Source organism: Natronomonas amylolytica (assembly GCF_037031205.1).
In the GTDB taxonomy this organism is placed as follows: Archaea; Halobacteriota; Halobacteria; order Halobacteriales; family Haloarculaceae; genus Natronomonas; species Natronomonas amylolytica.
Map to the genome: position 1 here is coordinate 53,281 of NZ_JAYEZM010000006.1, position 12,309 is coordinate 65,589.

Genomic DNA, 12,309 nt, shown 5'->3' on the forward strand with positions numbered 1-12,309 from the left:
TTTGCATACGTCCGTAGAAGTACCGCTAGAACGATGCCCCGAGAGGACCACCTCGAAGACGCGGCGGAATCGCTCCGGCAAGCAAGCGATGCGGCGGACGGCGAGGCGGCCGAGCACCTGACCGAGAAGGCGGACACGTTCGCGGACGCCGCCGCGGAGGGCAAGACTCTCGACCACGGCACGCTCGCGCGACACGAACACGGGCTGCGGGAACTCGCCGATGAGGTGGGCGACGACGCGGCCGACCACATCGACGCGGCGATGGACGCCATCACCGAGTACCGGTCGACCGTCGAAGGCGTCTGAGGCCGGTCAGGATTCGACGGTTTCCAACTCGCCGCCCTCCCGTTCCCATTCGGTGAGGCTCCCCTCGTAGAAGGCCAACCTCTCGTAGCCGAGGGCTCGCAGAACGGTGTAGGTGTGGCTGATACGGCGGGCGGTGTTACAGTAGAGCAAGACGTGTTTGTCGGGCGTGACGCCCCTGTCTTCGAGCAACTCCCGCATCTCGACTTCCGGCCGAAGGCCGCGGGTGTCGTCGTCGACGAGTTCCCGCCAGTCCACGCGGACGGCACCGGGGATGTGACCCTCCTCGTATTCCCACTCCTCGCGCGTGTCGACGATGACGGCATCGGGGTCCCCCAGCGAGTCCCTGACGAACTCGATGCCGACGAGCGGGCCGTCCTCGTCGAAGACGGCATCGTAGGATGTCGGCTCCGGGGTCGGTTCCTCGCTGCTGACCTCGAATGCGAGGTTCCATGAGGAGTAGTCGCCGTTCAGCAGGTGGAGGTTCTCGGGGTCGTGACCGTAGAGTTCGGCGGTCACCAGAAAGCGGGCGGCGAAGACGCCGTGGGTGTCGTCGTAGGCGACGATATCGGAGTCGTTGTCGATGCGGGCTTCGGACGCGAGGGCGGCGAAGGCCTCGGCGCCGGGGAGCATCCCGGCCTCGGCCTCGCCGTGTTCGTCCGCGCGGAACGAATCGAAGGGGACGTTGACCGCGGTCGGGACGTGGCCGATGCCGTCGTACTCCCACGCGTCCCGAACGTCGACGATGGCGAGTTCGTCGAGTCGGTCGGCGACCCAGTCGGCGGTGACGACGCGTTGGTTCATATCGGTTCGTCGGTCGCCGGTCAGTTTAACCCACGCGTGGCTGCCGTTTTCCCCCTGACTCGTAGAAAGCGGAAAATATTACTGTAATTCCGTATGTTGGATGCCGGCGATAACGGGGGTCGAACGCGGTCGTAGGTCGAAAGGACCGCTATTCGAAGCGTTCACCCGTCACTCGGCGTCACGGCTTTAGGCACGTATCTTGCCGTAAGCGGGGAGGAACGGCCGTACGTGCCGTTACGTTCGGTAATATATGGTGGTGGGTCGTATGTCGGAGCGTAATGAGCAACTACGCGAACGACGTGCTCGTTTCGGCCGACGAGGTCGAAGCGCAGCTCGACGAATTCGAGAGCGACGACCCGGACAAGCGACTGGTCGAAGTCGACGTCGACACCGAGGCCTACGACGAGGTCCACGCCCCCGGTGCCATCGGCTTCAACTGGGAGACGGACCTGCAGGACCAGACCACCCGCGACATCCTCTCGAAGGACGACTTCGAGAGCCTGCTGGGCGAACACGGCATCACCGAGGACAGCACGGTCGTCCTCTACGGCGACAACTCCAACTGGTTCGCTGCCTACACCTACTGGCAGTTCAAGTACTACGGCCACGACGACGTGAAGCTGCTGGACGGCGGCCGCGAATACTGGCTCGAGAACGACTACCCGACCACCGACGAGGTACCGGCGTTCTCGCCGGTCGAGTACGAGGCCGCCGGCCCGCGCGAGTCCATCCGCGCCTACCGAGAGGACGTCGAGAACGCCATCGAGCGCGACCTGCCGCTGGTCGACGTTCGCTCCCCCGAGGAGTTCACGGGCGAGATTCTCGCCCCCTCGGGCCTGCAGGAGACCGCCCAGCGCGGCGGCCACATCCCCGGCGCCCGGAACATCTCGTGGGCGGCCGTGACGAACGCCGACGGCACGTTCAAGGACCGCGATGAACTGGAGACGCTCTACGCCGAACACGGCATCGACGGCGACGGGACGACCGTCGCCTACTGCCGTATCGGCGAGCGTTCCTCGGTCGCGTGGTTCGCCCTGCACGAATTGCTGGGCTACGACGACACCATCAACTACGACGGCTCCTGGACCGAGTGGGGCAATCTCGTCGGCGCGCCGATAGAGAAGGGCGAGGCTGAGTGACGGGAGATTCTCGCTCCGCTCGAATCTCCGCATGGGCGAGCGGGGAGCGAAGCGACCCGCGAGCCGCGAAGCGAACGAAGCCTCGTAGCGAAGCGGAGAGCCCGTAGGGCGAACCGCAGAGCAGGCGAGGCTGAATAGCGGTACTGACCCCCCGACCGCCGTATCGTCACATGACATCCCCGTTTTACACAGCGGACCACGCCCTTTCAAGCGATAGCTCTCCCAACTAACACACATGAACCCAGACGAATTCATCGACGCGGTCGCATCCGAGAACGAAACCGCTCTCTCGCGGCTCGGTTCCTCGAAATCCCTCTATGCCGACACCGAGGGCGAGATGGAACCCGAGGAAGTCCTGACCGCCGCAGCGACGGCCGAACACCACGCCGCCGAGACCTACGAGGCGTGGAGCGACGACGAGGACGGCGATGTCGCCGACGCGTTCGCCGAGACGGCCGCCGAGGAGCGGGACCACTACGAGACGGTCGTCGGCGAACTCGACGCCCACGACCCCGGCGAGGTGCCCGCGATTCAGGCGTACCTCCGCGACCTCGACGGGACGGTCGAACGCATCGGCGGGTTCGTCGGCCGGACGCTGGCCGCCGAGAAATCCAAAGCGCAGATGACCGGCTTCTTCACCGGGCAGGCCGACCCCCAGACGGCGAGTCTCTTCCGTGGCATGGGCGACGACCTCGACGCGCAACTGGAGCGGGCGACCGAGCTGCTGGAGACTCACTGTGGCGACGACGAGGAGTGCTGGGAGCGCGCCCAGGAGGCCGCCACGGGCGCGATTCAGGCCGCCTACGACGAGTACACCGAGAGCCTCGAAAGCATGGGCGTCAACCCGAAGCCGGTCTGCTGACGGCGTCCCAGATTACTGTTTCGACGGCCGATAACGTCGGTGTTAGCGGGCACTCAAGTGTCAGCGGGACCAACCGCTTGATATGTCCGGACCACATCAGGACCAGCCGCTCGTAACGGCCGGCACGCCGCTCGATGCCGCCGAGGCGGCGGTCGTCCTCGTTCACGGCCGCGGCGCGACCGCCAAAAGCATCGTCGGGATGGCCGACGAGTTCCACCACGACGGCGTCGCCTTTCTCGCCCCGCAGGCTGCCCGCAATACGTGGTATCCGAACTCGTTTCTGGCACCCGTTGAATCGAACGAGCCGGGCCGTTCCTCGGGGTTGCAGGCCATCTCGGATGTCATCGAGGAGGCCAACGACGCCGGAATCCCGACCGAGCGCGTCATGCTGCTGGGCTTCTCGCAGGGTGCCTGTCTCGCCAGCGAGTTCGTCGCGCAGACCCCGCGTCGGTACGGCGGCCTCGCGGTCCTCAGCGGCGGCGTTATCGGCCCCGAGGGCAAGGCGATGGACTACGAGGGCGACCTCGACGGCACGCCCGTCTTCCTCGGCTGTAGCGACGTCGACCCGCACATCCCCGAGGAGCGCGTCCACGAGACGGCCGACGTCTTCGAGGGGATGGACGCCGACGTGACGACCCGAATCTACGAGGGGATGGGTCACGGCGTCAACGAGGACGAACTGGCGCACGTCTCCGGAATGGTCGAGCGACTGGTCGACGGAGCGTAACGGCCCGCCGCTACGGAAGCCGTTTTCCGCTCGGAGCGCCTCCCTTCCGGTATGCCTACCGACATTCCCGGTATCCACCACGTTACGGCCATCGCTGGCGACCCCGAGCGAAACTACGCGTTCTACACCGAGACGCTCGGCCTGCGCCTCGTCAAGAAGAGCGTCAATCAGGACGATGTCCACGTCTATCACCTCTTCTACGGGGACCACGGCGGCTCGCCGGGCACGAGCATGACCTTCTTCCCCTACACGAACGCCCGACAGGGTCGCGTCGGGACCGGACAGGTCACGACGACCCAGTTCCTCATCCCGGAGGCGTCGGTCGATTACTGGACCGACCGCCTCGATTCGGAGGGCGTCGGCTTCGTCACCAGCGAACGCTTCGGCGACACCGTCATCGGCTTCGAGGACCCCGACGGCCTGCCGCTCGAACTGGTCGCCCGTGCGAACGCGCCGGCCGGCGACCCGCCCGAGGGACCGGTCCCCGAGGAACACGCGATTCGGGGCTTCTTCGGCGTCTCGCTGTCGCTGTCGACCGCGCAATCGACCGCGAACCTGCTGGAGACGATGGGCTTTCGGCCGACCGGCGAAGAGGAACACCGGCGGCGCTTCGAATCCGACGGCGAGTTGGGCTACGTCGTCGACCTGCTCGAGGACCCACAGGCCCCGCAGGGCCAACCCGGCGGCGGGACGGTCCACCACGTCGCCTTCCAGGTGACCGAGGACGAACAGGAACAGTGGCGAGACGTCCTCCAGCAGGCCGGCCTCCGCCCGACCGAAATCATCGACCGCAAGTGGTTCAAATCGGTCTACGCCCGCACGCAGGGCGGCGTCCTCTTTGAGTTCGCGACGGAGAAACCGGGATATACCGTCGACGAACCGCTCGAATCGCTCGGCGAGGAACTCGTCCTGCCCGAGTGGCTGGAGGACCGCCGCGACGAGATCGAGGACGCGCTGCCGGAACTGTCGCTGTAGCGCCGACCGCTCTTCTGGCCCGTCGAGCCGTATCGCGAACGCCTTTACCGGGGCGGCATCAAGGGACGCCCATGAGCGACGATACCGCCGATGCGGCGTGGTTCGCGGACGTGCCGCCCGGCGACACCGAAGCGGCGGCGACCGCGATACGCGAGGGGTCGGCCGACACTCCCAGCGAGTGGCCGCAACGTGCCGTCGAGGCAGGTTTTGCCGAAAGCACCGAGTCGTACTACGAGACGCTGCACGAGGCGACGATGGCGGCGACGCGTGCGGCCGTCCAAGAGGCCGAATCCGCCGACGACAAGCAACTCATCCACGCCGTTCGGGCGATGGACGACTGCGAGCGGACGGCCAACGAACTCGCCGAGCGGGTCGCCGAATGGGCCGGGTCGGTTCGCGAGGACGCAGGCACGGGCGTCGAGTACGCCCGCGAACTGGCAGAGGAATCGGATGCCGACAGCGACGACCGACTCGTCTCGCTGGCCCAGCGGATTCGCGACCTCGACGACGAGGCCGCAGCCCTCCGAACCCACGTCCAGCAGACGGCGCCCGAAGTCGCGCCGAATCTCGCCGCGCTGGCGGGGCCGGTGCTGGCGGCCCGCCTCATCGCCCTCGCGGGCGGTCTGAAGGAACTCGCACGCAAGCCCGCCGGGACGATTCAGGTGCTGGGCGCCGAGGAGGCGCTTTTCGCCCATCTCCGTGGACACGCGCCGTCGCCGAAACACGGCATCATCTTCACCCACGAGGCGGTCCAGGGCACTCATCCCGAAAATCGTGGGTCCGCGGCCCGTGCGCTGTCGGGCAAACTCGCCATCGCCGCGCGGGTCGACTACTACTCCGGCGAGCGGAAGCCGGAACTCGACGAGGAGTTGGCCGACCGCATCGAGCGCATTCAGGCGCGTGATACCAAATGAGCCTCCCCGACGGCGTCCAGCGACGGCCCTTCGACGGCGAGGATGTCCTCTCGACGGAGGGCCAACCGGTCTACGGCGAACCGGCCGCCGACGGCTGGCGCAAGTGGGACGCCCGCCGGTCGAAACTCGGCGCGATGCTCGAAACCGGGATGGACACCGGGATCGACGGCGGCGAGACGGTGCTGTATCTCGGCGCCGCCGCGGGGACGACGGTCAGCCACGTCGCGGATTTCGCGGGCCCGACCTACGCCGTGGAATTCGCGGCGCGGCCGGCGCGTGACCTGCTCGATGCCGCCGAACCGCGGGGGAACCTCTTTCCGCTCCTGAAGGACGCCCGCAAGCCCGAGACGTACGCCCACGTCGTCGAGCCGGTCGACGTCGTAATTCAGGACGTCGCCACGCGCGGGCAGGCGAAGGTCGCGCTCGCGAACCGGCAGTTCCTCGCCGCCGACGGCCGGCTCCTGTTGGCGGTCAAGGCCCGCAGCGAGGACGTAGCCAGAGAGCCGGACGAGGTGTTCGACGAAGTGCTTGAGACGCTCCGGGACGGTTACGAGGTACTGGAGACGCGCTCGCTGGAGCCGTTCCACGAGGACCACCTCGGCGTGGTTGCGACCCCCCTGACCGACACGTCTCAGTAGTCGACCGGGTGGCCGTCGAGGTACGCGTTCGTCTTGTCCTCCGTCGACCGCATCCGCTTGCGGAAGGTGACGACACGCTCGCCAGCGTTCGTTTCGTCGTCCAGCACGTCGACGGTGAGCCCCTGCTCGCGGAGATGGGAGAGCAGTTCCGTGACGATTCGCGGCGGCGCACGGACCGTGTGTTCCTGTCCGACCGGCTGGCCGTCGTCGACGGCTTCGATGGTTTCGACGAGCGGTTCGAGGATTGCCTCGCCGACGGCGTTGGCGCGTTCGGTCGTGTCGACGTCGTGTTCGACGGCCCGGAAGGCCTCCCGGAGCAACCGCTGGAAGACGAACGACCGTCCGTGCTCGAATGGCAGCGAGAAGGCGTGGGCGAGGTCGGCCTCGGTCGACGCGCTCGTGGTGTATTTGAGCTGTGTCCGGCCGTCCTGCGATTTCATGACGATTCCTTCCCGACCATCGGCGTCGAGTTCGTCGACGATGCCGGCTATTGCGTCCGTTTCGGTCGGTCCGTACGTGCCGAACGACCGGGTCTGTGGGACATCGTATCGGTCGAGTAGCTCCCGCCGTCGGTCGACGTGGAGCGGGTCGCCGGTCGGCCGCTCCCGGAGGTCGAAGGCACGAAAGGTCGCCGATTCGACGTCGGGGTAGGCGTATTGCGTGTAGGGGTTCTCGGGCCCGATCACCTCCCCACAGGCGACGAGGTCCGGCCGGGCGTCGAACAGCGCATCGAGGTCGAGACGGCTTCTGACGAGATACGTCGTGAACGGACAGGCGATGCCGCTCCGCGTGAAGGCGACGACGTCGCCGTCGAGGCGAGCGACGCGCGCATTGTAGCCGTTCAACTTCTCCTCGACGAGGAGCGGTCCGTCGAACTGCTCGGGGACCCCCGGTTCGAGCAGTAGCGCGCGAGGAATCTTCGGATAGCCGCAGACGGGGCGGTCCTCGGGGCCGAAAAGCACCGCGCCACGGTCGAGAGGCCCCCGATAGTCCGGGAGGTAGCGGTACCGCGTTCCCCTGAAATATCGGGTTTCGAAGTGCTCGGTGACGGCCTCGAACGCCTCGTCCCCGAGACCGAACTGCTGGCTGTTCCCCATCTGTCTGTGGCATGGAATAACGCACCACGAATATATCAAGGCGGCGGCGCAACGACCGATATGGACGGCTATCCCCTGAAACAGCGGTTCGTCCTCGATACGTCGCTATTCATCACCGAGGAGATCCGCGAGGACGACGAGGACCTCGAGGCGGCGGTCCTCCGGTTGCTCGACCTCATCGCGGAGGCCAAACTCAGTCTCGGCGTCTCCTGTTACATGCCGCCGTCGATTCGGAAGGAGTTGACAACGATGCTGGAGGACCGGGGGGTCGACGAGGAGGTGTATTCGAAACTCAACACGTGGGTCATCGCGAAACATCCCGACCGGTACGGCGTCCAGATGCCAGCGGAGGTCGTCTACGAGTTCGTCGACGAGATGAGCACGCGCGTCGACCGGGGTCTTCGGGTGGCCGAGGAGGCCGTCCGGGAAGCGGGGGCCACCGACGACGAACCGCTCGACGAGAACGAATACATGACCGACGTCGACGAAGTGGTCTCCGAGTTGCGCGACGACTACCGGCGGGCGCTCAGACAGGGGATACTGGACTCCCGCGAGGACTTCGACCTGCTCGTCCTCGCGGCCGAACTGGAGGCCGGCGTCGTCACCGAGGACCAGGGTATCATCGGCTGGGCGGAGTCGTTCGGCCTCCGCTATCTCCGCGGGAGCGACTTCCCGACGTTGCTGGAGGAGTACCTCAACGCCTCCGAGCGCATCGAGTAGTGGCTGTGTACCCCGACCGCAGTAGGTCACATGGTATTTAATGGACGGCGGCAAAGGAACGGCCAATGGAACTTGGGTCGCGTGACGCCTTCGACCGGATGGGTACGCTCGGTATCGAAGAGGAGTTCTACGTCGTCGATGCGGACGGGCGACCCACCGCCGGCACCGACGAACTCGTCTACGAGGCCGACCCGCCCGAACTGCTGGAGGGCCGACTCGACCACGAACTGTTCAAATGCGTCATCGAGACGCAGACGCCGACCAACGAATCCCTCGGGGAGGCCCGCGAATCGCTGGATGCAGTTCGGGTGGCCCTCGTCGACCACGCCGAGACACACGGCTTCAATATTGCCGCCGCAGGACTCCACCCGGCCGCGAAGTGGCGTGAACTCGAACACGCCGAGAAGCCGAGGTATCGCGCCCAACTCGACCGGATTCAGTATCCCCAGCACCGCAACACGACCGCCGGCCTCCACGTTCACGTCGGCGTCGACGATGCCGACAAGGCCGTCTGGATAGCCAACGAACTGCGATGGTATCTCCCCATCATGCTCGCGCTGTCGGCCAACTCGCCGTACTGGAACGGCTTCGATACCGGGCTGGCCTCCGCGCGAGCGAAGATATTCGAGGGGCTGCCGAACACCGGAATGCCGACGACCTTCGAGGATTTCGAGGGCTTCCAGGAGTTCGAGCGGATGATGGTCGAGACGGGTTCCATCAACGACCGGGGTGAACTCTGGTACGACGTTCGCCCCCATTCGGCCCACGGGTCGGTCGAAATCCGGACGCCGGACGGACAGGCCGACCCCGAACGCGTGATGGCCTTCGTCGAATACACCGAGGCGCTCGTCGAGGACCTCGCGGCCCGCTACGAGGACGGCGAGTCCGGCTACCAGCATCGGCGCGAACCCCTCGACGAGAACAAGTGGCGCGCGATGCGACACGGCCACGACGCCGAGTTGCTCGGCAAGGACTGGAGCGAGTCCATCCCGCTCGGCGAGTTGGTCGACCGCGAGTGCAGTCGCCTCGGCGTTGACGGTATCCGCGATATCTACGATACCGAAAGCGGCGCCCAGCGCCAGCGAACCCTCCGGGAACGCGGCGGCCTCGATGCGGTCTGTGAGGCTCTGTTGGTCGACTGAGACTGCTCGTCGTGCCGACTCGCATGAAATCTGCCGTGGGGTTTATATACGGGTATTCCTTGTGTCCGTCTGAATACGACGCATGTCTACTGACGATACTACTGAAGACGGGGAGGGAGAACCCGTCGATACGGAGGAGGGGAGTGTACGGGACAAACTCGAACAGGAGGCCGAGCGGGCCGCAGAGCAGTTCGACGAGGGCATCGTCGACCTTCTGTCGTGGGTGCTGGACACGGAAACGCGGGCGCGCATCTACGTCTATCTCCGACAGAACCCGGGGAGTACGAGCGAGGAAATCGCCGAGGGGACCGGGCTCTACCCCAGTACGGTCCGGGAGGCCCTCGCGGAACTGAACGACGAGGACAAAGTCGAGCGCCGCAAGCGGGAATCCAGCGGCGCCGGCAACAACCCCTACGAGTACACCGCGATGGCCCCGAGCGACCTCGTCGGGTCCGTCGTCGACGACGTTCAGGAGGAACTGAACACCGTCTTCAACCTCGATTCGCACCTCGGCGTCGGCTCCGAGGAGAACGTCGAACCCGTCGATATCACGGTGCAAGCGGACGACGATGACGATGCCGACGCTGGGCCCGAAGACGACGCCGATACGGGCGTTGAATCCGGGGCCGAAGGCGACGCCGATACCGAATCCGACGACACGGACGAAGGCAACTGACGCGAGGGCCCACCGCTGCTTGTCGCCTCTATCGAAGCCACTAAATCAGGGCCGTTCCTTTCCGCCCTCATGAGGGTCGTACTGGGCGGTACGTTCGACCCGGTGCACGACGGCCACCGGGCGCTTTTCGACCGCGCCTTCGAACTCGGGGACGTGACTGTCGGATTGACCAGCGACGAACTCGCCCCGAAGACGCGCAGCGAGGAGCGCTACGTTCGCCCCTTCGACGAGCGGAAGGCCGACCTCGCAGCCGAACTCGAAACGTTCGCCGAGGAGTACGACCGCGACTTCGAAATCCGAACGCTCGAAGAACCGACCGGCATCGCCACCGAACCCGGCTTCGACGTGCTCATCGTCTCCCCCGAGACCAAGGAAGGCGGTCGGATGGTCAACGAGGAACGGGAGGCAAAGGGCCTCGACCCGCTCGAAATCGAGGTCGTCGACCACGTCAACGCCGAAGACGGCGACATAATCTCCTCGACGCGCATCGTCGCCGGCGAAATCGACGAACACGGCAACGTCACGCCCGACCGCGAGGGGCGGGACGCAAGCCGCGACTGATTTTCGGCGGTTAGTAGAACACAGCGGCTCGCTTCGCTACCACTTCGGCGGCTCCAGCCCCGCCTCCTCCATCAGGCCCTTCCATCGCTTCTGGACGGTCAGCCGGGAGACGCCGACGGCGTCGGCCACCTCGGACTGCGAGCGGCGCTCCCCTGCGATGAGCGCGCCCGCATAGAGACTCGCTGCCACCGTCGCCTCTTTGGAGCGGTCGGCCTCCGGCACCGTCGACAGGAAGAGGTCCGCCGCGCGGGACTTGGCCTCGCCGCCCAGTTCCAGTCGCTCGGCGGCGTCGTCGATGGCGGCCAGCCACTCCTCGTTTTCGACGTGGTCGGTTGCACGGTACACGCACGCCACTCCGGCGCGCACTCTTATAAATGGTCCGCGCGCGGCGCTCGTGACGTGCCCCCGGCGTCGCACGTATGTGCGTCCCGTCCGTATCGGGAGTATGCGAGTCGAGGATATCTTCATCGCCGAGGCGGCCGGCGAACCGATGCAGCGACGCGATTCAGTCGAGGCCGTTGACGGCGGCCTCGAAGGCGACCGCTACTGCACCGGCCGTGGCTACTACACCCCCTTCGACGTCTGCGAGGTCACGTTCGTACAGGCCGAAGCCATCGACGCGATTCACGAGGAGACGACCATCGACATCAGCGACGGCGGCCACCGCCGCAATTTCGTCGTTCGGGGCGGCGACGTTCACGACCTGCTCGACGCACGCTTTACGCTCGGCGGCGCCACCTTCGAGGGCACCCGCCCACGGCCGCCCTGTCGGCACGTTGAGCAGGTCGCCGGCGAGGACGGCCTCATGCGCGCGCTCTCCGAGGGCCGCGGCGGCATCTGTGCCCGCGTCGCCGAACCCGGAACGGTTAGCGTCGGCGACGAGGTCGGCGGTATCGAGGCAATGGGGAACTTCGAGGGGTTGGTCGCCAACATCCGCGAGCGGGTGGGTCGGTAGCGACAGGTATTTTTGACACAGGGCGGTACGAACGCCTGCGCGCGGGTTGCCGAGCTAGGCCAAAGGCGCAGCGCTTAGGACGCTGTCCCGTAGGGGTCCGCCGGTTCGAATCCGGTCCCGCGCACTACCACTTTTTGCACGCTCCGCCGGTCTGTCGCGCTACGGCGCCAGACCCGGCTCCGCGGTCATCAGATTCCTGCGGAATCTGATGGGCAATCAGACCGCGTAGCGGTCTGATGACGGCAAAAATTTGGGGAAAATATGCGCGCGTACTCCTTTCGCGGCGCCTAACGGCGCCGCTCCAGTCCGTGCGCGCTACGCTGGCTCGGGGCTTCGCCCCTCGCCAGCGGGAACCGCCTCGGGGGCGACCTTCGGACGCCCCGCTCGGCGGATGCTACTCGCAGAGTGAATTTCACGTCACTTGAACGTGCTCTTGTTTCATCCATCTACATGGCTTCTCGACCAATCCTCGAAACCCACAGCAGCGGCCCGGAATCCGGAAATTTACGCCACGTTCGGCCGAAACGTGGGGGTTATCCCTCCGAATCCCTGAGAGGTGGTGTGACCGATTCGACCCCCGAACCACCGTCCGAAGAATACCTGCTGACGAGTCAGGGGTACCGCATCTCCGTCGACGAGGGGCGGGAGACGTTCTACGCGCTCAGCATCGAGGACCCGGACAACGAGGACGCATGGCTCATGTCCGATACGGTTCGCTCCCTGGACGACGCTCTCTAGTTCCCGTTCCGAATCCGGCGAGCAGCCGGAACCTGGTCGAACGACGTTCTAACCGGGT

At 66.1% G+C, this 12,309-nt stretch carries 16 protein-coding genes and 1 tRNA gene; 14 read left to right on the forward strand and 3 right to left on the reverse strand.

Annotation, left to right across the window (positions count from 1 at the left end; genetic code table 11):
- Positions 1 to 33 precede the first annotated feature (33 nt).
- Entirely contained in the window at positions 34 to 306 is a 273-nt protein-coding gene (locus tag U5914_RS10160; protein ID WP_336135653.1) for a DUF7553 family protein, read from the forward strand.
- Positions 307 to 312: 6 nt separating this feature from the next.
- On the opposite strand, the gene U5914_RS10165 is transcribed toward U5914_RS10160, so the two are convergent.
- Positions 313 to 1,107 carry a sulfurtransferase gene (locus U5914_RS10165; protein WP_336135654.1) on the reverse strand — a complete coding sequence of 265 codons (795 nt, stop codon included), beginning with the start codon at positions 1,105 to 1,107 and terminating at the stop codon, positions 313 to 315.
- A 278-nt stretch (positions 1,108 to 1,385) separates the two neighbouring features.
- Between U5914_RS10165 and U5914_RS10170 the strand changes: the two genes are divergently transcribed.
- The 6 genes from U5914_RS10170 to U5914_RS10195 all read left to right on the forward strand — a co-directional run bounded on the left by U5914_RS10170 (position 1,386) and on the right by U5914_RS10195 (position 6,362).
- A complete protein-coding gene (locus tag U5914_RS10170; protein ID WP_336135655.1) occupies positions 1,386 to 2,246 on the forward strand; it encodes a sulfurtransferase in 861 nt (286 codons plus the stop codon).
- Positions 2,247 to 2,481: 235 nt separating this feature from the next.
- Positions 2,482 to 3,108, forward strand: a complete 627-nt coding sequence (locus U5914_RS10175; RefSeq protein WP_336135656.1) for a rubrerythrin family protein — start codon at positions 2,482 to 2,484, stop codon at positions 3,106 to 3,108.
- Positions 3,109 to 3,190: 82 nt separating this feature from the next.
- Complete coding sequence (locus tag U5914_RS10180; protein WP_336135657.1) at positions 3,191 to 3,835, forward strand: alpha/beta hydrolase; 645 nt, start codon at positions 3,191 to 3,193, stop codon at positions 3,833 to 3,835.
- Between the two features lie 51 nt (positions 3,836 to 3,886).
- Entirely contained in the window at positions 3,887 to 4,810 is a 924-nt protein-coding gene (locus U5914_RS10185; protein ID WP_336135658.1) for a ring-cleaving dioxygenase, read from the forward strand.
- Between the two features lie 71 nt (positions 4,811 to 4,881).
- The gene (locus tag U5914_RS10190; protein WP_336135659.1) at positions 4,882 to 5,724 is read left to right on the forward strand and encodes an NOP5/NOP56 family protein; all 843 of its coding nucleotides are present in this window, start codon (positions 4,882 to 4,884) and stop codon (positions 5,722 to 5,724) included.
- Positions 5,721 to 6,362: a fibrillarin-like rRNA/tRNA 2'-O-methyltransferase gene (locus U5914_RS10195; protein ID WP_336135660.1), complete on the forward strand. Its 642-nt coding sequence runs from the start codon at positions 5,721 to 5,723 to the stop codon at positions 6,360 to 6,362. The genes U5914_RS10190 and U5914_RS10195 overlap by 4 nt, the downstream gene beginning before the upstream one ends.
- Here the strand turns inward: U5914_RS10195 and U5914_RS10200 are convergent.
- On the reverse strand, positions 6,356 to 7,459 hold the full coding sequence (locus tag U5914_RS10200) for an RNA ligase (RefSeq protein ID WP_336135661.1): 1,104 nt from the start codon (positions 7,457 to 7,459) through the stop codon (positions 6,356 to 6,358). The two genes, U5914_RS10195 and U5914_RS10200, sit on opposite strands and share 7 nt — an antisense overlap.
- A gap of 60 nt (positions 7,460 to 7,519) precedes the next feature.
- Here U5914_RS10200 and U5914_RS10205 point away from each other — a divergent pair, with 60 nt between their 5' ends.
- The 4 genes from U5914_RS10205 to U5914_RS10220 all read left to right on the forward strand — a co-directional run bounded on the left by U5914_RS10205 (position 7,520) and on the right by U5914_RS10220 (position 10,558).
- Positions 7,520 to 8,179 (forward strand): RNA ligase partner protein, encoded by a 660-nt coding sequence (locus tag U5914_RS10205; RefSeq protein WP_336135662.1) that lies wholly within the window; start codon positions 7,520 to 7,522, stop codon positions 8,177 to 8,179.
- 65 nt (positions 8,180 to 8,244) lie between these two features.
- Entirely contained in the window at positions 8,245 to 9,321 is a 1,077-nt protein-coding gene (locus U5914_RS10210; protein WP_336135663.1) for a glutamate--cysteine ligase, read from the forward strand.
- Between the two features lie 82 nt (positions 9,322 to 9,403).
- Positions 9,404 to 9,997: a winged helix-turn-helix domain-containing protein gene (locus U5914_RS10215; RefSeq protein WP_336135664.1), complete on the forward strand. Its 594-nt coding sequence runs from the start codon at positions 9,404 to 9,406 to the stop codon at positions 9,995 to 9,997.
- Positions 9,998 to 10,066: 69 nt separating this feature from the next.
- The gene (locus U5914_RS10220) at positions 10,067 to 10,558 is read left to right on the forward strand and encodes a phosphopantetheine adenylyltransferase (RefSeq protein ID WP_336135665.1); all 492 of its coding nucleotides are present in this window, start codon (positions 10,067 to 10,069) and stop codon (positions 10,556 to 10,558) included.
- Between the two features lie 36 nt (positions 10,559 to 10,594).
- Here the strand turns inward: U5914_RS10220 and U5914_RS10225 are convergent, their stop codons facing one another.
- Positions 10,595 to 10,903 carry a transcription initiation factor IIB family protein gene (locus U5914_RS10225; protein WP_336135666.1) on the reverse strand — a complete coding sequence of 103 codons (309 nt, stop codon included), beginning with the start codon at positions 10,901 to 10,903 and terminating at the stop codon, positions 10,595 to 10,597.
- Between the two features lie 100 nt (positions 10,904 to 11,003).
- Between U5914_RS10225 and U5914_RS10230 the strand changes: the two genes are divergently transcribed.
- The 3 genes from U5914_RS10230 to U5914_RS10240 all read left to right on the forward strand — a co-directional run bounded on the left by U5914_RS10230 (position 11,004) and on the right by U5914_RS10240 (position 12,251).
- Positions 11,004 to 11,513 (forward strand): MOSC domain-containing protein, encoded by a 510-nt coding sequence (locus U5914_RS10230; RefSeq protein ID WP_336135667.1) that lies wholly within the window; start codon positions 11,004 to 11,006, stop codon positions 11,511 to 11,513.
- A gap of 39 nt (positions 11,514 to 11,552) precedes the next feature.
- A tRNA-Leu gene (locus U5914_RS10235) sits at positions 11,553 to 11,637 on the forward strand.
- A gap of 437 nt (positions 11,638 to 12,074) precedes the next feature.
- Positions 12,075 to 12,251, forward strand: coding sequence for a hypothetical protein (locus U5914_RS10240; RefSeq protein ID WP_336135668.1), 177 nt, complete (start codon positions 12,075 to 12,077; stop codon positions 12,249 to 12,251).
- Positions 12,252 to 12,309: the final 58 nt, after the last annotated feature.

Excerpts from the sequence above, each read along its gene's own strand:
- U5914_RS10220 (WP_336135665.1), top strand. The coding sequence starts at position 10,067 with ATGAGGGTCGTACTGGGCGGTACGTTCGACCCGGTGCACGACGGCCAC.
- U5914_RS10195 (WP_336135660.1), top strand. The coding sequence starts at position 5,721 with ATGAGCCTCCCCGACGGCGTCCAGCGACGGCCCTTCGACGGCGAGGAT.
- U5914_RS10170 (WP_336135655.1), top strand. The coding sequence starts at position 1,386 with ATGAGCAACTACGCGAACGACGTGCTCGTTTCGGCCGACGAGGTCGAA.
- U5914_RS10200 (WP_336135661.1), bottom strand. The coding sequence starts at position 7,459 with ATGGGGAACAGCCAGCAGTTCGGTCTCGGGGACGAGGCGTTCGAGGCC.
- U5914_RS10175 (WP_336135656.1), top strand. The coding sequence starts at position 2,482 with ATGAACCCAGACGAATTCATCGACGCGGTCGCATCCGAGAACGAAACC.
- U5914_RS10230 (WP_336135667.1), top strand. The coding sequence starts at position 11,004 with ATGCGAGTCGAGGATATCTTCATCGCCGAGGCGGCCGGCGAACCGATG.
- U5914_RS10185 (WP_336135658.1), top strand. The coding sequence starts at position 3,887 with ATGCCTACCGACATTCCCGGTATCCACCACGTTACGGCCATCGCTGGC.
- U5914_RS10210 (WP_336135663.1), top strand. The coding sequence starts at position 8,245 with ATGGAACTTGGGTCGCGTGACGCCTTCGACCGGATGGGTACGCTCGGT.
- U5914_RS10160 (WP_336135653.1), top strand. The coding sequence starts at position 34 with ATGCCCCGAGAGGACCACCTCGAAGACGCGGCGGAATCGCTCCGGCAA.
- U5914_RS10205 (WP_336135662.1), top strand. The coding sequence starts at position 7,520 with ATGGACGGCTATCCCCTGAAACAGCGGTTCGTCCTCGATACGTCGCTA.
- U5914_RS10180 (WP_336135657.1), top strand. The coding sequence starts at position 3,191 with ATGTCCGGACCACATCAGGACCAGCCGCTCGTAACGGCCGGCACGCCG.
- U5914_RS10190 (WP_336135659.1), top strand. The coding sequence starts at position 4,882 with ATGAGCGACGATACCGCCGATGCGGCGTGGTTCGCGGACGTGCCGCCC.
- U5914_RS10165 (WP_336135654.1), bottom strand. The coding sequence starts at position 1,107 with ATGAACCAACGCGTCGTCACCGCCGACTGGGTCGCCGACCGACTCGAC.
- U5914_RS10215 (WP_336135664.1), top strand. The coding sequence starts at position 9,404 with ATGTCTACTGACGATACTACTGAAGACGGGGAGGGAGAACCCGTCGAT.